The 17,571-nt window shown below is 66.6% G+C and carries 11 protein-coding genes; 2 read left to right on the top strand and 9 right to left on the bottom strand.

The window, feature by feature from the left end:
* Window positions 1-86 precede the first annotated feature (86 nt).
* Window positions 87-3,392, bottom strand: coding sequence for a carboxypeptidase regulatory-like domain-containing protein (locus ABL308_07545; protein XBQ14818.1), 3,306 nt, complete (start codon window positions 3,390-3,392; stop codon window positions 87-89).
* A 402-nt stretch (window positions 3,393-3,794) separates the two neighbouring features.
* On the bottom strand, window positions 3,795-7,079 hold the full coding sequence (locus tag ABL308_07540; GenBank protein XBQ14817.1) for a carboxypeptidase regulatory-like domain-containing protein: 3,285 nt from the start codon (window positions 7,077-7,079) through the stop codon (window positions 3,795-3,797).
* Between the two features lie 414 nt (window positions 7,080-7,493).
* On the opposite strand from ABL308_07540, the gene ABL308_07535 reads away from it, so the two are divergent.
* Window positions 7,494-8,999, top strand: coding sequence for a glycosyltransferase family 39 protein (locus ABL308_07535; GenBank protein ID XBQ14816.1), 1,506 nt, complete (start codon window positions 7,494-7,496; stop codon window positions 8,997-8,999).
* Here ABL308_07535 and ABL308_07530 read toward each other — a convergent pair.
* From ABL308_07530 to ABL308_07505, 6 genes are all read right to left on the bottom strand, one after another.
* Window positions 8,996-10,018 carry a serine hydrolase gene (locus ABL308_07530; GenBank protein ID XBQ14815.1) on the bottom strand — a complete coding sequence of 341 codons (1,023 nt, stop codon included), beginning with the start codon at window positions 10,016-10,018 and terminating at the stop codon, window positions 8,996-8,998. The two genes, ABL308_07535 and ABL308_07530, sit on opposite strands and share 4 nt — an antisense overlap.
* A gap of 66 nt (window positions 10,019-10,084) precedes the next feature.
* Entirely contained in the window at window positions 10,085-10,732 is a 648-nt protein-coding gene (gene msrA / locus ABL308_07525) for a peptide-methionine (S)-S-oxide reductase MsrA (protein XBQ14814.1), read from the bottom strand.
* 79 nt (window positions 10,733-10,811) lie between these two features.
* Window positions 10,812-11,753 (bottom strand): N-acetyl-gamma-glutamyl-phosphate reductase, encoded by a 942-nt coding sequence (argC, locus tag ABL308_07520; GenBank protein XBQ14813.1) that lies wholly within the window; start codon window positions 11,751-11,753, stop codon window positions 10,812-10,814.
* A complete protein-coding gene (locus ABL308_07515) occupies window positions 11,753-13,093 on the bottom strand; it encodes an acetylglutamate kinase (GenBank protein XBQ14812.1) in 1,341 nt (446 codons plus the stop codon). Before ABL308_07515 ends, argC begins: the two co-directional genes overlap by 1 nt.
* Window positions 13,090-14,097: an N-acetylornithine carbamoyltransferase gene (locus ABL308_07510; protein ID XBQ14811.1), complete on the bottom strand. Its 1,008-nt coding sequence runs from the start codon at window positions 14,095-14,097 to the stop codon at window positions 13,090-13,092. Before ABL308_07510 ends, ABL308_07515 begins: the two co-directional genes overlap by 4 nt.
* Before the next feature lie 140 nt (window positions 14,098-14,237).
* On the bottom strand, window positions 14,238-15,740 hold the full coding sequence (locus tag ABL308_07505; GenBank protein ID XBQ14810.1) for a peptidase S10: 1,503 nt from the start codon (window positions 15,738-15,740) through the stop codon (window positions 14,238-14,240).
* A 148-nt stretch (window positions 15,741-15,888) separates the two neighbouring features.
* On the opposite strand from ABL308_07505, the gene ABL308_07500 reads away from it, so the two are divergent.
* Window positions 15,889-17,106 (top strand): Glu/Leu/Phe/Val dehydrogenase dimerization domain-containing protein, encoded by a 1,218-nt coding sequence (locus ABL308_07500; GenBank protein ID XBQ14809.1) that lies wholly within the window; start codon window positions 15,889-15,891, stop codon window positions 17,104-17,106.
* A 100-nt stretch (window positions 17,107-17,206) separates the two neighbouring features.
* Here ABL308_07500 and ABL308_07495 read toward each other — a convergent pair whose 3' ends face one another.
* Window positions 17,207-17,512, bottom strand: coding sequence for a hypothetical protein (locus ABL308_07495; GenBank protein ID XBQ14808.1), 306 nt, complete (start codon window positions 17,510-17,512; stop codon window positions 17,207-17,209).
* Window positions 17,513-17,571 lie beyond the last annotated feature (59 nt).

Below are 17,571 nucleotides of genomic sequence, written 5' to 3'. Positions count from 1 at the left end.
GATCAAGCTGTTTCATATACGAAAAGAGCGGCCCGGCATAAGCCGGACCGCCCCAGTTTCGTCTTTCGACTCTGTGTTGCGAGCTCTTAGAACTCGTAACGCAGGCCGAGGCGGACTTGCCAGACCGAGTTATTCAGGTCGGTGTCGAACTTGTCGCCGCCGAAGACCGCGTCATAGACGTACACGCAGTCCGAAGCGACCTGACAGGTGGCCCCGGCCGCGCTGGACGGGATGAACGCCGAGCTGATGTTGGTCAGCGTGCCGGCGCGGAACGCGTTGGCGTCGGCCGTGGTGACCAGCGCCGGACGGATCAGCGAGATCGTGTCGAAGTTCGGATCACGGATCTGGCCGCCCCAGTCACTGTTGAGCAGGTTGGCGACGTTGAAGATGTCCACTTCGAACATCAGACGGTTTTCGCCGACGAAGCGCTCGGCGCCCGGGATGCCCGGAAGCTCCTGAGTGAAGCTCAGGTCGAAACGCTGGTTCCACGGACCGCGCAGGCCGTTCTTCTCGACGGTGCCGCCGGCGTTCTCAAGGATGCCCAGTTCCTGGGCCGCGTTGAAGAACGCAGTCTCGACGGACGGCGAGGAGAAGACAACGAGCGGATCGTCAAACCCGGTGCCGGCCGCGTTCAGGGTCGGCACGTAGAGCATATCCACACCCGAGAACGGCGAACCGCCGGCCGCACGACCAAAGATGCGCGAGAAGCCGGAGTTCGAGAAGTGCACATAGCCGACGTTCGAGACCGGACCGCTTTCGATCGTGCCGCGCAGGACGACCTGGGTCTCGAGGTCACGGAAGAAGTCACGCTCGTACTTCGCGGTGAAGACGAAACGGTCTTCCACTTCAAACACCGAGGTGCCCGCCGGGCTGGCCGAGTTGCGGTCCGTGGTCACCAGCGAACGGTAGTTCGAGATGTGACGCGAGGACGAACCCGGGATCAGACGCTCGGAGTCGGTGTAGGCGTAGGCGCCGTACAGCGTCAGGCCGAAGTCGAACTCTTTCTCGATCGAGATCGAGGCGGTGAAGCTTTCGCCTTCGTCGGAGTTGATCAGCTGGATGGCGTCTCCGGTCGACCGCGCGTCGCTGTAGATCGGACGCCCGTCCGGCGCGACGCCGGTGTTGGCCGCGACCGTCGCGGCGAGCGCCGGGTCGAGAATCTCGCTGGCCAGCTGGGCCCGGTTGATGAACGCCGCGCTGTCCTTGACCGTGGAGTACACGATCTGCGCGCCGATCAGGTAGTCCTCACCGAGCGGGCCGAAGTCGAAGAAGCGCTCGGCGCGGATCGAGGCCTTCCACAGCGACGGGATGTTGAAGTCCGGCGAGATGTGGTCGTAGCTGAACGGACCGGTGTTCAGAGCGACCTGGTTCTGCAGAGCCGTCGGGATCTGCGAGAAGTCGCTGTAGCCGGTGACCGAACCCGAAGCGATCGTCGGAATCGGCGAGTAGGCGTTGGAGAACCACACGACCGGGTCGCCGCCCGAGAACAGGCCGAAGCCGCCCTGGACCGTCGTGTCGTACGGCGCGTCCCAGTTGAAGCCGAAGCGCGGCAGCAGGATGTCCAGACCGTCGAGATTGCCGGCGCTGTCCGCACCGTACTCCGCGGCGAAGTTACCCTGGATCGGGGCTTCGTCGTCGGTCATGAAGCGCTCGTAACGCAGACCGTAGTTGATCGACAGGGTCGGGGAGATCTGCCACTCGTCCTGAACGAACAGGTCGAGACGCTTGTAACCCCAGTCCGCAACGCGGTCCTGGCAGTCGTTGGTCGGCGTGTTCTGGTAGGACACGTCGGCGTTGCCCGCCTGCAGATCGGCAATCGAGCCGAACTCGAACTCGCCGCGGCAGAACTGGCCGAACAGATTGTAAAGACCATAGTCCAGATATTGCGCACCGACCGTGATGAGGTGGTCGTTCCACACATAGTCGGCCGAAGCGAAGAGTTCGGTTTCTTCGTCCTCGAACGCGTTGGCGTGACGGAACGGATCGGAGCCGGCTTCCACGTCGTCGGCGAGGCCGGCGTCGATGATGAAGGTGCCGAAATCGGCGACGCCGTTGGTCAGGCTGACGCGCGGGGTCTGGCCGACCACCTGCTCCTTACGCACGATGCGCAGCGTGGTGGACAGGTTGTCCGTCCAGTCCGACTGCAGCGTGCCCAGATACATGTCAATGTCGGTGGTCTTGTCGTAAGCGCTGGTCGGGAACGCGAACTCGTAGCTGCCGCGGTTCTGCAGGCGCTGTTCCTGGATGTTGGTGTACCAGACAGAGGCGCGGTGCGCGTCGTTAATCTGCCAGTCCAGCTTGCCGAAGAAGCGCTCGGAAGTCCGGGTATCGTCGATGACGTTCGTTTTCTCGCCCGGGTCGAAACCGCCGAAACGCGGCTCGGTCTGGAAGATATTGCGGATGTTCGCGAACACCGCGAGGTCAGCCGCCGAAAGGTCGTACAGATCGGGGTTGACCTGCTCGTACTCTTCATAACTCGCCAGGAAGAACAGCGTGTCTTCGATGATCGGGCCGGAGACGGTCACGCCCCATTCCTTCTCTTCGAAGTCCGCTTCGCCCGGCAGCGGGCCGAATTCGGTTTCCGAACCCTGAAGGTTGTCGTCGCCGTAACGATAGAAAGCGGCGCCGTCGATCTCGTTGCTGCCGGACTTGGTCACGGTGTTGACCAGGCCGCCCTGGGCGCCGGTGGTCAGGACCGAGTATTCCGAATATGTGGCCGCGACCGCTTCGATCACGTCAAACGAGATCGGCTGACGCAGGGTCGGGTAGAACGCTTCTTCGAGCTTGAAGCGGTCGGCGATCACGGCGCCGTCCACGGTGAAGCCGTTCAGACGCGGCTCGATGCCGGCGAAGGACACCACGCCCGATTCGCCTTCAGAGCCTTCGACCGAGACCAGCGGGTCGAGGTTGATGATGTTGGTCAGGTCGCGATCGAGCAGCGGCAGGTCCTGCAGATCTTCAGAGGTGAAGGTCGTGCCCACGCCGTTCTGGATTTCCAGCGCGTTGCCGATGCGCTGGCCCTGAACGACGATCACGTCGCCCGTGCCGGCCGGCGCCAGTTCCAGATCGAGGTCGGGGTTGGTGCCGATGGCCAGGCCGTTGATCGTGGCCTGCTGCGGCTGGAAGCCCGGCGCGGTGACCGTGACGGTGTAAGGACCGCCGACGCGCAGACCGGGACGGGCGAAGTTGCCGGTCTCCGACGTGGTCGCGGTGGCCACCGCGTTGGTACGGGTGTCGAGGAAGGTGATGGTGGCGCCGGCGATCGGCGCGCCGTTGGCGTCCACCACGGAGCCGCGCACGGTGGCGTCGGTCTGCTGGGCGTGAACGGCGGCGACGGGCGCGAGCGCGGCGAGCGCAGCGACCGAAGCGCCGTAAGCGAGCTTCTTGAACATGGAACAGGTCCCCCTAATCGACCGTGTTGGGTGCAGCGACGACGCGGAGCCACGTCGTTCAGGGGGCGGTTACCGGTCCAGGCTGACAGATCGGCGAACGATTTGTGACATATTTGTTATGAGCCGGATGATTTGACCCTCCGCGGCCGGATAATCGGCCTTCACCGCGATCACTCTTGCACGGCTGGAAAACAAGCATGTTTCGGGCACGAAAAATATCGCCCCGAAGCATCTTCGGACCGGTTGATAACCTCACCTCAACGCAGATCCGGCTGATCGGTTCCCTGGGACCGTGACTTCTCAGCCACAGACAAAAGGGGCGGTCCCGCGAAGGACCGCCCCTGGTTCCGTCGGTGAGCGCTGTGAGCGGTGGGTCGAGACCCCCGCTCACAGCCGCCGATTCTAGAACTCGTAACGCAGGCCGATACGAGCGCGCCACACCGAGCCGGAGTTCGAGCGGAAGCTCGAGTCGCGGTCGGTGAAGCTGTTGAACCGGTACACGCAGTCCGTCGCCACGACGCAGACGCGCGAGGGATCGAGCGTCGGGTCGTAGGCAGAGCCCGCCCGGTAGTCGAGCGCCGGAGCGGCGTCGACGCCGAGCGCGGTCACGTCGGCGGCGCGGACCAGGTCGGCAGAGACGATCTGCAGCTGACCGTTGCTCGGACCGTTATATCGGGTGCCCCACTCGTCGTGCAGCAGGTTCAGGAAGTTCTCGACGTCGAGGACCAGCTTGAACCGGTTGTCGCCGAAGAAGCGGTCGGCGCCCGGGACGCCCGGCAGGTCCTGCTGGAGACGGATGTCCCAGCGCTGGTTCCAGGCCGACTTGTCGGAGTTGACCGCGTGCGGCGCGCCCCGCTCCAGGCCCGCTTCGTCGATATAGGCGTTGAACGCCGTCTGATTGAACGTGCTGCGGTAGACGACGCGCGGGTCGCCGACCGTCGGGATGTAGAGCGGGTTGTTGTCGAACGGTCCTTCGCCGTTGCCGGCGCGGCCGAACAGCGGGTTCGTGTTGTTCACGTCGAAGGTGTAGGTGAACGGCGAGCCCGAAGTGAATTCGCCGAACAGATCGACCCGGGTGGTCAGGTCACGGACGAAGTCCCGCTCATAGGACAGGGCCAGCTTGAAGGCGTGCTCGGTCTCGTAGATCGAGGTCCGGGCTTCGGGGTTGTTCCGATCTAGCGCCTGCTGGCCGCGCCAGGACGAGATACCGCGCGAGGACGAGCCCTCGGTGATCATCTCGATGTCGTGCCAGGCGTAGGCCAGATAGAAGCCGAAGCCGTTGTCGAACTCGTTGGCAAGCGAGGCGGTCAGCACCAGGCTTTGATCGCCCGACCCGTTGGTCAGCACGGTGCGGTTGCTGACGCCGAGCGCTTCGAGGTCGGCGTAGATCGGACGGCCGTCCGGCGCCACGCCGATGAAGTTGGCCTGCGGCGTCTGCACGGTCTGAGCGTACTCTTCCCACAGGAAGCTGTCCTTCGAGGTGGAGTACAGCGCCTGGAACGAAGCCAGATAGTCCGAACCCAGATCGATGCCGAACAGGTTGATGTCGAACTCCTGATCGAGGCGGACCGACGCCTTCCAGTCGGACGGCAGCTTGAAGTTCGGGTCGATCGCGTCGATCGCCACCGGGGTGCCGGCGGCCACCTGAGCGATCAGGCCCGCGGGGACGTCCTGACCGGTCACGCCGGTGAAGTTGCCCGACGCGAACACGACCGGCACCTGGAAGGCGTTCGAGGTCCACACGCCCGGATCGCCGCCGGCGAACAGGCCGAAGCCGCCGGTGAGCGTGGTGCGGGAGAACGGCTCGTAGCGGAAGCCCACGCGCGGCATCAGCAGGTCGAGGCCGTCCGTGGTGGAGTTGTTAGGGATGCCGACATCGGCCTGGAAGGTCGGATCGAGCACCGGCGTGTCGTCGGTCGAAATCCGCTCATAGCGCAGACCGGCGGTCAGTTCGAAATCCGGACGCGCCTGCCAGCGGGCCTGACCGAACATCGAGAAGCGGGCGTAGCCCCAGTCGGCCGCACCGTCCTGCGCGTTGTTGCTCGTGACGTTGCGATACTCGACGCGCGCTTCCTGATTGAGGATCTGCGTGACGTTGTCGAACCGGAAACGGCCCAGCGAGCGCTCGACGAAGAGGTTGTAGAGCTCGAGGGTCTCGTACTCGAGGCCCGCGGTGAACACCACGTCGTTCCAGATATAGTCCGCCGAGGCCGAAAGCTGCAGACGCTCGTCGGCGTATTCGTTGGCGTGGCGGAAACGATCGCAACCGCCCAGGAAGGTCGTCTCCCCGCCGGTGTAAAGGCCGTCGAGCGCGGTGCCGACCAGATCAGCGGCGCTCAGAGTGAACTCGAGCGCGCCGACGCCGTCGGCGGCCCGGCAGTTCTGGCCGCGGAAATAATCGATAAAGCTCGCACGCACCGTGGTGGAGAGCTGGTCGGTCCAGTCGGAGAACAGCTGTGCGGTGTAGCTCTTCAGCTCGGTCGGGGTGTCGTACCAGGCCGAGACGAAGTTGTTCTGACCGACGTTGGAAACGCCCGCGTCTTCGGTCTGCTGATAGCTGAACTGAGCGCGGTGGTCGGCGTTGATGTTCCAGTCGAGACGGGCGAACCAGCGGGTCGTTTCCTCGGGAACGGCACCCTGCTGAGGACGGCCGCCCATGTCGATTCCGTAGGTCGTCTGGACCAGCTGATTGAGCGTGGAGAAGAACGCCGGATCAAGGCCGTCGCCCGCGTCCTGGGAGGTGAAGTCGACCGACGCCGCGGTCTCGAACGTGTCCCAGCTCAGCGAGAAGAACAGCGTGTCCTCGATGATCGGGCCGCGGAAGGTGAGGCCGTATTCCTTCTCCTCGAACGGGCCCGGATTGAAGCTGCCCGCGCCGCCGAAGGTGGACTCGCCCACATAGTCCTGGTCCCGGTAGTAGTAGAACGCCGAGCCGTCGAACTCGTTCGTGCCGCCCTTGGTGACCACGTTGACCAGACCGCCGGTGAAGCCCGACGACGTCACGTCATAGGTCGAGGCGACGAGCGACACGCTCTCGATGATGTCGATGTTGATCGGCGAGCGGGCGGTCGCGAAGGTGTTCGAGCCCAGGCCGAAATTGTCCTGCTGACGGGCGCCGTCAATGGTGACGCCGTTGAAGCGGGGGTTCACGCCGCCGACCGACAGATTGTTCGGGCCGCCGGAGATGGCCAGAGGGTCGCGGGCCAGGGTGGAGATCACGTCACGCGCGATCGAGGGCTGGTTGGCGACATCGCGGCTGGTGAAGGTGGAGCCGACGCCGTTATTGAGGTCGAGCGTGTTGATCGCCTGGCCGGTGACCGTGATCACGTCGGTCGCCTGGGCGTTCAGCGAAACGCGCAGCGGAGCCTGGGGGCCGGGGCGAAGATTGACGTCGGAGAGCGCCTCACCATTGAAGCCCGGCGCGACGATCGTGATCGTGTAGGGACCGCCGACGCGCAGGCCGGACTGGAAAAACGCGCCAGACGCGCCGGTGACGGCCACCGAGGCGGTGCCGGTCGGAACGTGCAGGATGGTCACCTGAGCGCCTTCGATCTCGGCGCCCGAAGCGTCCACGACCGTGCCGCGCAGCTGCGACGAGGTTTCCTGGGCGTAGGCGGCGGCGACCGGCGCCAGCGCGGCGAGCGCGGCGGCGGAAGCGCCGTAGGCGAGCTTTTTGAACAGAGCCATTGAGGTCCCCCTAAATCGACCGTCAGCAAGGATGGGCGCGCGGCGAAAGCACGGCGCTGGGGGCGGCGATTAGGCGCGGCTGCTGAAGGTTAGGCGACGAGTTTTTAACTGTTTTATGACGCTCGATGACTTCGTGAAGCATTTATCAAGCCCTATACAAACGCCACATCGGTTTTCTGGCCACCCGAACCGCAGCCGGGCGTAATTGATTGTCGCCTTTTTATTTCCCGTACGAATATTCGAGCTCGAACAGATTGACTGCGCGGCCAACCGGCGCCGTGGCGTAAACAACACGGCCCCGAGAGGCGGTTTCGGGCAGGCCTTGCAGCGCCTGGCTTTGACAAGCCTCGCTGCCTCGCCCAGAAGACGCCCATGGGGAGAGCAGCGATCCAGACACCTGACGATAACCGACTCGTGCGTGCCGCGCTGGCCGTAGCGGCGGGTCTGCTCGTGCTGCGCGTCGTTGCGTTGCTGTTCGATCCGAACAGCCTCTATGCGGACGAGACCCAGTACTGGCTTTGGTCGCTGAACCCCGACTGGGGCTACTTTTCCAAACCCCCGCTGATCGCCTGGGTCATCGCGCTGACCACGGGGATTTTCGGCGATGCGGACTGGGCGGTGCGAATCGCCTCCCCGTTCCTGCACACCGCGACGGCGACTTTCCTGGGCCTGAGCGCGGCACGCCTGTTCGATGCTCGAACCGGCGCGGTCGCCGCGCTGATCTGGCTGACCATGCCGGCGGTCTGGCTGAGCGGGCAGATCATCTCCACCGACGCGGTGCTGTTAGTGGGCTGGAGCGCCGGGCTTTACGCGGTCATCCGGCTGCGCGAACGGCCGAGCTGGGCGTTCGCGATCATGCTCGGCGTCGCCGCCGGCTGGGCGTTCCTCGCGAAATACGCGACAATCTATTTCCTGCTGGGCCTGGGACTCGGGGCGATCGTCGACGCGCCGTTGCGGCGCGCCCTGATCTCGCTGAAGGGCCTGGCCGCCGGTGCGATCTTCCTCGCACTGATCGCCGGGAACATCGCCTGGAACGCGGCGAACGAGTTCGCCACGGTCTCGCATACGGCGGCCAACGCGAACTGGGGCGGACCGCTTTTCCGCCCCGACGAGCTCGCCCAGTTCGTGATCGATCAGCTCGGCGTGTTCGGACCGCTCACCTTCTTCGCCCTAGTCGCTGCGATCGTTACGGCCGCCCGTGAGGAGCTCCGCGGCGGTCTCGCCGCCGCGCGGCCGCGCCTCATGCTCGCACTTTTCAGCGCACCGGCGATCGTCATCGTCGCCGCTCAGGCCTTCATCAGCCGCGCGCATGCGAACTGGGCGGCCTCGGCCTACGCCGCCGGAACCATCCTTGTCGCAAGCTGGCTCATGACCGGCCCCGGCTGGCGGCGAATCGTCCTTTGGGTGAGCCTGGGGCTTCACGCAATCGCCGGCCTCGTCCTGATCGCCCTCGCCGCCTCGACGCCGCTTTCCGATTCGGTGGGGCTCGCCAACGCGTTCAAGCGGATCAGGGAATGGCCTGAAACCGCAGACGCCCTCGAACGCGTCGCCGAAGAAGTCCGCGCCGACGCGATCGCGTTCGACAACCGCAACGATTTCCATCAGATGCAGCGCTACGGCGAGTTCGACGCGGAGCTCTTCATGTGGATGCGTTACGATCATCCGCTGAACTTCGCCGAGGCGACTTGGCCGCTTCCCGCCGGATATGAAGGCCGCGTGCTGATCGCCTCGGAACGGCCCGAAGAGATCGAGGTCATGCGCCGCGACTTTGAAACGATGCAGCCCGCTGGAGAGATCGCGATCGATCTCGGCGGCGGCCGGGAACGCCGGTACCGCCTTTTCCTGGCCGAAGGGTACGCCCCGGCCGCCCGCGACGCCGAATTCGAGGCCTGGGTCGCCGAACGGCGCGCGGGCGATTAATCCGACAGCAGAAGCTCGACGAAGGCGACGTCCGACCAGTCCGGCCCGCGCCCGCGCAGCGAGGCCATCACCCGGTCGGTCTGGCGGACCGCGACGACGCCCTCGGACGGGATCACGTAGAGCCGCTGCTTGCCCGCGCCCGCGGCCATGTAGACGTCAGGCCAGGCGGCGCCGGCTTCGGTGATGTCGGTCGCCCTGCGCAACTGACGAATGTCGGCGCTGCGCGCGGGATCGACCGGCTCGGCGAGCCACCATCCCAGCCCGTAGGCGGGATTGGCCGCCGTGCCCTGGAATTGCTCCGCGAACGCCCGGGCGTCGACCAGGTGCTCGCCGCCCCACGCCCCGCCTTCCAGCACGAACACCCCGAACACCGCCCAGTCGCGCGCGGTCAGCGCCACGCCCGAAGGCAGGTGGGGATCCCCGCCCCGGTCGCGCCAGCGCGCCGGAACGATCCCGAGCGGATCGAATATGCGGCGCTGGAAATAGGCGGCCGGATCGGCGTCGAGCCCGGCCGCGTCCAGCTTTCGCTGCATCACCGCGCCGAAAAGCTGAAACGGTCCAGGACCGTAGACGAAGGTCGCGCCCCGCGCGGCGACCGATCGGGCTGCGCCGGCCGCTTGGTCATAGGCGGGCGGGCGGCCGATCCGGTCGTGCTCGCCGAAGCTGAGGCCCGAGGTCAGGCTCAGCACGTCGCGGATCGTGATCTGTTCGAGCGCGGGATCGCCGCGAAATTCTTCGAGCGTGGCCGCGACCGGCTCGTCCAGCCTCAGAAGCCCGTCCTGCACGGCTGCAGCGGCCATGATTCCGGAAAAGCTCTTGGTTCCGCTGGCGAGTTCCCAGGCCCTGTCCGGAGCACCCGGCGCCGGATAATCCTCGCATGCGAGCGCGCCGTCCTTGATGACGACGAGGCTGACGCCGCCCGCCTCGGCGTTCATCTCCGAAAGCGCAGCGCAGGGCACGGCGTGGGCTGCAGGGACGGTGGCGGTTAGGCCGATTACGGCCGCGACAAGTCTCAGCATCGGCGAATTCCTCCGTCAGACGTCATCGTCCATACGGAGCTGACATGCGCATTCCGTCGCGTGCGATCAGGGCGCGCCGCCCAGCGCGTCGTCGCCCCAGACGTCGCGCAGGCGCTGATCGCGGCGGCAGCCGAAGCGATAGCGCGAATAGCGCGCCGGATTCTTGTCCGCATAGTCCTGGTGGTAGGCCTCGGCGGGCCAGAACATGTCGAGCGGCTCGATCTCCACCGCCACGTCCCTTCCGAACCTCGCCTCGACGGCCTGCAGGCTCGCGCGGGCGGCCTCGGCCTGGCTTTCGGAGGCCGGGAAGATGAAGGGCGCATAGTGCGCTCCGCGGTCGCAGAACTGGCCGGCGCCGTCGAACGGATCGACATTGACCCAGTAATGATCGAGCAGCGCCTCGTAGCTGACTTCGGACGGGTCGTAGATCACACGCGCAGCTTCGGTGTGACCGGTCTGACCATTCACCACAGCGCGATAGGAGGGGTTCTCTTCCTCGCCGCCGGCGAAGCCGGAGACGACCTCCACCACGCCGTCGAGCTTTTCGAAATCGGCTTCGGTGCACCAGAAACAGCCCGAGGCGAACACGGCCTGGGCCAGCCCGTTCGGAAGCGCGGCGTCAGGGCCGGCGGGCTCGACGAAGCCGCCGTCCTCCTGGGCGCAGGCGGCGGCGGTGAAGGCGGCGGCTGCGGCCGCGGCGAGGACGAGGCGCATGGCGGATCTCCTGTAGGCTCGGCCTTAACATTGTCCCGGCGTGCGGCCGCGCCAAGTCACGAAGCTGCGAGCGATCGGTTCAGGAAATCCCGTCGAGCTCGCTGAGCCCCAGCGCCAGAGCGAGGTTCTGGGTCGCCTGCACCGCCGCGCCCTTGAGGAGATTGTCGAGCGCGCAGACCATGACCGCGCCCTTGCGATCCGCCGAGACGGCGAACCCGCCGACCACCGCGCCGGGCGCGTTCGCGCCGTCGGTGATCTCCGGGATCGTGTCGGAGATGCGGATAAGCGCTTCGCCATCGTAAGCCGCGTGGTAGGCGGCGCGCAGGGCTTCCTCGTCGACTTCGTGGTCGAAGCTCAGCTGGGCGGTGACGGTCAGGCCGCGAAAGAAGCTCGCGACATGCGGGCTGAAGCGGACCGGCGCGCCCAGATGCCGCGCCATCTCCCTTTCGTGCAGATGACCGGCGAGACTGTAGGGCATGAGGTTGTTTTCGAGCGCGGCGAGATCGTTCTTCCGGCTCGGCGTCGTGCCCGCCCCGGAGTAGCCCGACACCCCGAACAGATGCGCGGCCCCTGAGAGCGCGTCCCGCATCGGATGCACGCAGATCTGACCCGCCGTCGCGTAGCAGCCGGGGTTTGAGATGCGGGTCGCCTTTTTCAGGTGCTCGCGGCCGTAAAGTTCTGGCAGGCCGTAAGTCCAGGCCTCGTCGAAGCGGTAGTCCGCGCTGAGATCGACGATGACGGCGTCCGGCGCGGCGGCGTCGATCGCGGCGACCCAGGCCGCCGCCTCGCCGTTGGGCATGGCGAGGATCACCGCATCAGCACCGCGCGCGGCGACGTCTTCGGGGCCGAGATTTTCAAACAGGAGCCCCGAAGGCCCGCCCGGCGCCGCCGCGCTGACCGCTTCGCCGGCCATGGCGCGGGAGACGGCGAAATCGAGCGTCATGTCGTTGCGCCGCCCGATCAGGGCGATCAGCTCGCGGCCGGTATGGCCGCGCGCGCCGACAAGGCCGATCCGTTTCATCAGCGGTCCTCGAGCGTGGGCGGCAAGGTGGCGATCTTCTCGACCATGGCGGGCATGCGCGAAAGATCGTCCTCGCCGCGCTGGAACACCGTCCAGCGGCCGGTCTTCACCGCGCCGTGGCAGGTGTTGAAGTAGAACTCGTTGACCGGGTTGTCGCTCCGCGAGCGCCAGTAAAGCCGCGGCGCATAGGCCACGAGCCGCTTCCAGACCGCGCCGCCCAGGCCCTCGCCACGCGCTTCGTCCAGCACCGCGAACTTGTCGAGATACACCGTGTCGCCGAGCGTCGCAGTGATCGCCGCGGCGCGGTAGTTCTCGGTGACGAAGGCGCGGTCGAAGGCGAGCCTGTCGAAATAGTCCGCGACGGGCGGCCGGCCGAAGCTCTCCTCGATCAGGCGTGCGGCGCGGGCCTGATCGAGCTCGCCCAGCCTGCCGATCTCGAGCATACGCTCGCCGCGCCGCACCAGCGTTCCGGCCCCGGCGTGGGTGAACAGCTCCTTGGCGAGCTCAGCGGGCCGGGTGATCGAGACAGAGCTCGACAGCGGCAGATCGTCGAGCAGGCGCTTGATCTCGGTGAGCTTCAGCCGCATCCCGCCGGTGACCCAGTCCGCCGCGAACAGCTCGTCCTGATCGGTGGCGAGGTTGATCGCGGAGATCGGCTTGCCGTCCGCGTCCAGAAGCGCGCCTGTCCCGGTCAGGAACACGATCTTGTAGGGCTGCAGCTCGTGGACGAGCGCGCGCACCGCGCTGTCGGCGTTCACATTGACCAGCGTGCCGTCGGCGGTGTCGCCCAGGCAGCCCAGGATCGGCGCCTGACCGGCGCGGGCGGCGGCGGCGACCAGATCGAGCCGCACCTTCGTGGGCTCGCCCACCCGGCCGAGACCGTCTGGGTCGATCAGCGCGGCTTCGAACACGCCCGAGGGGATCGCCGCAGCGCGGCCGCCAGCGTCCCGGATCGCCTGGACGAGCTTGAGATTGGTCGCGGTCAGCGTGTCGCGCACTACGCCCATCGCCGCGTCGGGCGTGATCCTCAGCCCCTCGCGCCGCTCTTCGGGAAAACCGGCCGCTTCCAGCGCGAGATTGAGCTGCGGCCCACCGCCGTGAACGACGACCGGGGCGAGGCCCACCGACTGCAAAAAGGCGAGGGCCGCGGCGAGCGCGTCGAGATCCTCCTCGATGATCGCGCCACCCACCTTCACCACGGCGAAGCGTTCCTGATCGAGCCGGGAGAAGCGGTTGAGGTATTCGCGGATCTCCTTGCCGTCGCGCATGTTCGACAGAAGCCGCACGATGGCCGAACGGACCACCGAGCGTTCGGGCGCGGTCTCCGGAGCCCCGCTCACGCCGAAGCGCCTTTGATCAGCCGCTCCATGATCGCCTTTTGCACGTGCAGCCGGTTCTCGGCCTCGTCGATGCCCAGGAATGCGTCTGAATCCACCACCGCGTCGGCGATCTTCACATTGCGCCGCATCGGCAGGCAGTGGCTCACCACGCCGCTATCGGTCAGCGCCATCTTGGCTTCGTCGATCATGTAGCCCGCGCCCTTGGCCCGGTATTCCGCTTCGCCCTCCCAGGCGCCGTAGAAGGGCAGCGCGCCCCAGCTTTTGCCGTAGACGGCGTGCGCGCCGAAATAGGCTTCCTGGATGTCGGTGGTCACCGAGAAGGTCGAACCGGCCTCAGCGCAGAAGCGCGCAGCGGCGTCCATGTAGCGATCGTCCAGCCGGTAGACCTCGTCAGGGATCAGAAGCCGGACGTTCATCCCGAATTTCGACGCGATCAGCAGCGCGGAGTTCGCAACGGCCGTGTTCAGCGGCTTGGGATGGGGCACCCAGGTCAGAAGGAAGTTCTTGCCCTGAACCTCGCCCATCCGGTCCTGCAGCGCGGTCATCAGCGCGAGTTCCTGACAGGGATGGACGATGGTCTCCATGTTGATCACAGGCACGGTCGCGTATTTCGCATAGGCCGTGATCAGCGGGTCCTCGCGCTCGGTCTCCCAGTTCTGAAACTTGGGGAAGCAACGGATGGCGATCAGGTCGGCGTAGCGCGACAGGACGCGCGCGGCGTCCTTCACATGCTCCTCGGGCTCGCCGTCCATGACCGCGCCTTCCTCGAACTCGAGCGGCCAGGTCTGACCGCGCGCGTCCAGCATCACCGCGTGACCGCCCAGCTGATAGGCGCCGATGTCGAAGCTCGATCGGGTGCGCAGGGAGGGATTGAAGAATAAAAGCGCAATCGACTTGCCCTTCAGGGCGTCGCCCTGCGGGCTGTCGCGAAACTGCCGCGCCCGGTCGATCAGAGCCTGAAGCTCCTCGCGGGACCAGTCTTCGGTGGTCAGGAAATGGCGCATCGCCGCTCGCCTTCGTCGCAGTGACAAGAGGCGAGCGGTTTAGCGATGCAGGCCGGTTGCGGCAACAGCGGTGATTTGCGTGAATCGCCGGGCTCCGCCTCCGGATCAGATCCGAAGACGGGCCGGGGATTCAGCGAGCGCTACTCCACGAAGTCCCTGAGATCGCGGCCGAGCTGTTCGATGGAAGGCTGGTGCAGGTACATCATGTGGCCGGCCGGATAGTAGGTCAGGGTCACGCGGTCCTGATCATAGCCGGGCCGGTTGAAGGTCATCTCGGTGGCGAAGAAGGGCGTGGCGAGATCGTAGATCCCGTTCGCCGCAAGCACCCTGAGATCGCGGTTCTGGCGCATGGCGCGTTCGAGCCAGGGCGAGACGTTGACGTAGGAGTTCTCGCCGCCGGCCTGGCCCGCGTCCCAGTTCCACTCGCGCACGCCGCCCAGCGTGGTGTAGGGCGTGGTGATGTCGATCCCCAGCTCGCGGGTGTAGTAGTCCAGCACCGCGGCGGTGTAGGCCCCGTCGATGCCGTAGCCGGACGGATCGCCTTCAGGCCAGGTGCGGTTGCCGTCGGGCTCGATCCCGGTGAAGCGGGAATCGAACCGTCCCACGCTGAGGCCCTGGTCGCGCAGCAGCTCGGTGCGGAATTCAGACAGGCTGACGCGCATGTTCGCCCGGTCGAGATAGACCGGCGACAGGCCGGTCAGCGCGGCCATGCGGGCGATCACCTCGCGGCGCTGAGCGTCCGGCAGGGTCACGCCGCGGACCAGAGCCGGCAGGTAGACGTCGGTCGAGAACGCGCGCGCATCGTCGAGGAAGGCGTCGTAATCGCCGTTCCAGGCCGAGCGGTCGACCCGGTTATGATACCAGGCCGTCGCCGCATAGCCGGGCAGCAGCCCGACATAGCCGATATCGTTGCCTTCGGCGGTGTGGTCGAGCTTGAAGTCGAGCACGACGGAAATCAGCGCCACGCCGTTGATCGACACGTCGTTCCAGCCGCCTTCGAGCTGGTTCATCAGCGCGCCGATCCGCGTCGTGCCGTAGCTCTCGCCGATGAGGTATTTCGGCGAATTCCAGCGCTTGTTCTCCGCCAGCCAGCGGCGGATGAACTGGGCGATCGAGGCCGCGTCCTCGTTGACGCCCCAGAACTCTTCAGTCGCATCGGTGTCGCCCAGCGCCCGGCTCCAGCCGGTGCCGACCGGATCGATGAAGACCAGATCGGCCTCGTCGAGCAGGGTTTCGGGATTGTCGCGCACGTCGAACGGCGCCGCGCCGTCGTCGCCCGGCGGCTCGGAGGGCAGGACCACGCGACGCGGCCCGATCACGCCCATGTGCAGCCACAGCGAGGCCGAGCCCGGCCCGCCGTTGAAGACGAAGGCCACCGGACGGGTGCGCGGATCCTCCACGCCTTCCTTCAGATAGGCGGTGGAGAAGATCGCGCCCGTGGGCTCGCCGTCGTCGTTTTCGAGATAGGTCTCGCCCGCGACGACGCGATACCGGATGCGTTCGCCGTCGGCGGTGACCTGGCCGCGGGTCTCCCAGCTGCGAGGCTCGGGAATGTCCGAAGCGCCGTTACCAGACTCCTGAGCCAGGGCGAGCCCGGCGAAGGCTGTCGCAGCGGCGGCTGCGGTGAGCAGCGATTTCAACATGTTGGTCTCCCCGGTGATGATGTTTTTTGTCGCCGGGAAAGAAAGCGCGATCCGCCGCCGAAGGCAAACCGGCTGCGCCGCGCTCGCGCAAATTTGAAACCGCAGCGCGGCGGGCCAGTTCACATCCGAGCATCAGGAGGCCGATCACGTGCTCGATTTCGACCCGCTCGACGACGCCAGACAGCGCATGCGCGCCCTCGCCCGCCGCCATGGCGGCAAGCCCGCCGAGCGGGCCGCGCGCACGCTCGCCGAGGGGGCGGCGATCACCAGCCGGACGATCGAGGGGCCCGACGGCCCGGTCGAGGCGTTCCGCGTGCGCTTTCCCGACGCCGGCACGCCCACGAAGGGCGGAATCCGGTTCTCCGACGACGCCTCGTCTGACGAGGCCGAGCGCCTGGCCCTCCTGATGAGCGTGAAATGCGCCCTGCTCGGCCTGCCCTTCGGCGGGGCCAAGGGCGCGGTGAAGATCGAGCCGTCCGGTCTCGACGATGCGGCGCGCGCGGAGCTCGCCCGCAGCTACGCCCGCGCCTTCTCAGACATTATCGGCCCTGACAGCGACGTGCCCGCCCCTGATGTGGCGACGGGAACGCTGGAAATGGGCGCGATGGCCGAGGCGCTCGGGATCGCGCCGGGCGAGGATCGCGCGCCGGTCACCGGCCTGCCGCAGGACAAAGGCGGGCTGGCGCTGAGGACCGGAGCGACCGGCCAGGGCGCCTGGCGGGTCTATGAGCGGCTCGCGCCCGATTGCGGCGCGCCGGCGAAGCCGCGCATCGCGCTTCAGGGCTACGGCAAGGCGGCGCGGGGCTTCATCGACGCGGCCACGAAAGCCGGCGCGACGCTGGTCGCCGTCGCGGACTCCAGGAGCCTCGCCGAAGATCCCGGCGGGCTCGATCCAGACGCGATCGGCGAGCGCAAGTCGGAGACAGGCAAAGTCGGCGAGGGCGGCGATCCGGACAGGATCATCCAGGCGGACGCGGACGTGCTCGTGCTCGCCGCGAAGTCCGACGTGATCACAGCGAGCAAGGCCGGCAAGGTGAAGGCGCGCGCGATCGTGGAGATCGCCAACGCCCCCGTCACACGGCGCGGCTACGAGGCGCTGGAAAAGCGCGGCCGCTGGACCGCGCCGGACGTGCTGGCCAATGCCGGCGGGGTTGCGGCGAGCTTCTTCGAATGGCGCGCCTACGCCGATCCGGCCTCGGTGGACGAAGACGCGATACGCACCGAATGGGGCGGCGTGCTCGACCGGGCTTGCGACGCCGTGCTCGAGCGGGCGCGACGCGAGGATTTGCCGGTGCATACAGCCGCCGTGCTGGTCGCGCTCGACCAGCTCGATCCTGAAACGCGGCCGAAAGCGGTGCTGTCCTAAAGCGATTTCGGTCGATCCTGATCGCCCGATATCGCTCCAGGTCTTTGCATTATCGCCTTTTCGAACCGCGAAACCGGTTCCCGCTTTCGCTGAAAAGGCTCTAGGCGTCCCGGCCGATCGCGGCGTTGAACGAGCTGCCCAGCAGCGCAATGACGAAACGCGCCAGGATCGCGAAGAACAGCACCAGGATCTGCTCCTCGCCGATGAAGATCCGGAGCCAGTTGTTGTACCGGTCGTCCAGCGCGGTGTGGGTCAGCCAGTCCTCGAGCATTTCAGCGCCGTCCAGCATCCAGTTCAGCGTGGTCGGGCTGATCAGGGCGATGGCGATCAGCATGGCGTAGCTGAGGATGAAGGCGAGAAAGATCGTGAAGGTCGCGTTGGCGGTGCGCCCGAAAATACGGCCCATGATGGTGTCCCTCGTATCGGCGCGCCGTCCCCCACGGCGCGGATGATCCCCAGCCTAGC

This window comes from Oceanicaulis sp. (genome assembly GCA_040112665.1).
Taxonomy (GTDB): Bacteria; Pseudomonadota; Alphaproteobacteria; order Caulobacterales; family Maricaulaceae; genus Oceanicaulis.
This window is presented reverse-complemented; position numbering and strand designations above follow the sequence as displayed.

Coding starts and splice junctions, on each gene's coding strand:
- ABL308_07545 (XBQ14818.1), bottom strand. CDS start 3,392: ATGTTCAAGAAGCTCGCTTACGGCGCTTCGGTCGCTGCGCTCGCCGCG.
- ABL308_07540 (XBQ14817.1), bottom strand. CDS start 7,079: ATGGCTCTGTTCAAAAAGCTCGCCTACGGCGCTTCCGCCGCCGCGCTC.
- ABL308_07530 (XBQ14815.1), bottom strand. CDS start 10,018: ATGCTGAGACTTGTCGCGGCCGTAATCGGCCTAACCGCCACCGTCCCT.
- msrA (XBQ14814.1), bottom strand. CDS start 10,732: ATGCGCCTCGTCCTCGCCGCGGCCGCAGCCGCCGCCTTCACCGCCGCC.
- argC (XBQ14813.1), bottom strand. CDS start 11,753: ATGAAACGGATCGGCCTTGTCGGCGCGCGCGGCCATACCGGCCGCGAG.
- ABL308_07510 (XBQ14811.1), bottom strand. CDS start 14,097: ATGCGCCATTTCCTGACCACCGAAGACTGGTCCCGCGAGGAGCTTCAG.
- ABL308_07505 (XBQ14810.1), bottom strand. CDS start 15,740: ATGTTGAAATCGCTGCTCACCGCAGCCGCCGCTGCGACAGCCTTCGCC.
- ABL308_07495 (XBQ14808.1), bottom strand. CDS start 17,512: ATGGGCCGTATTTTCGGGCGCACCGCCAACGCGACCTTCACGATCTTT.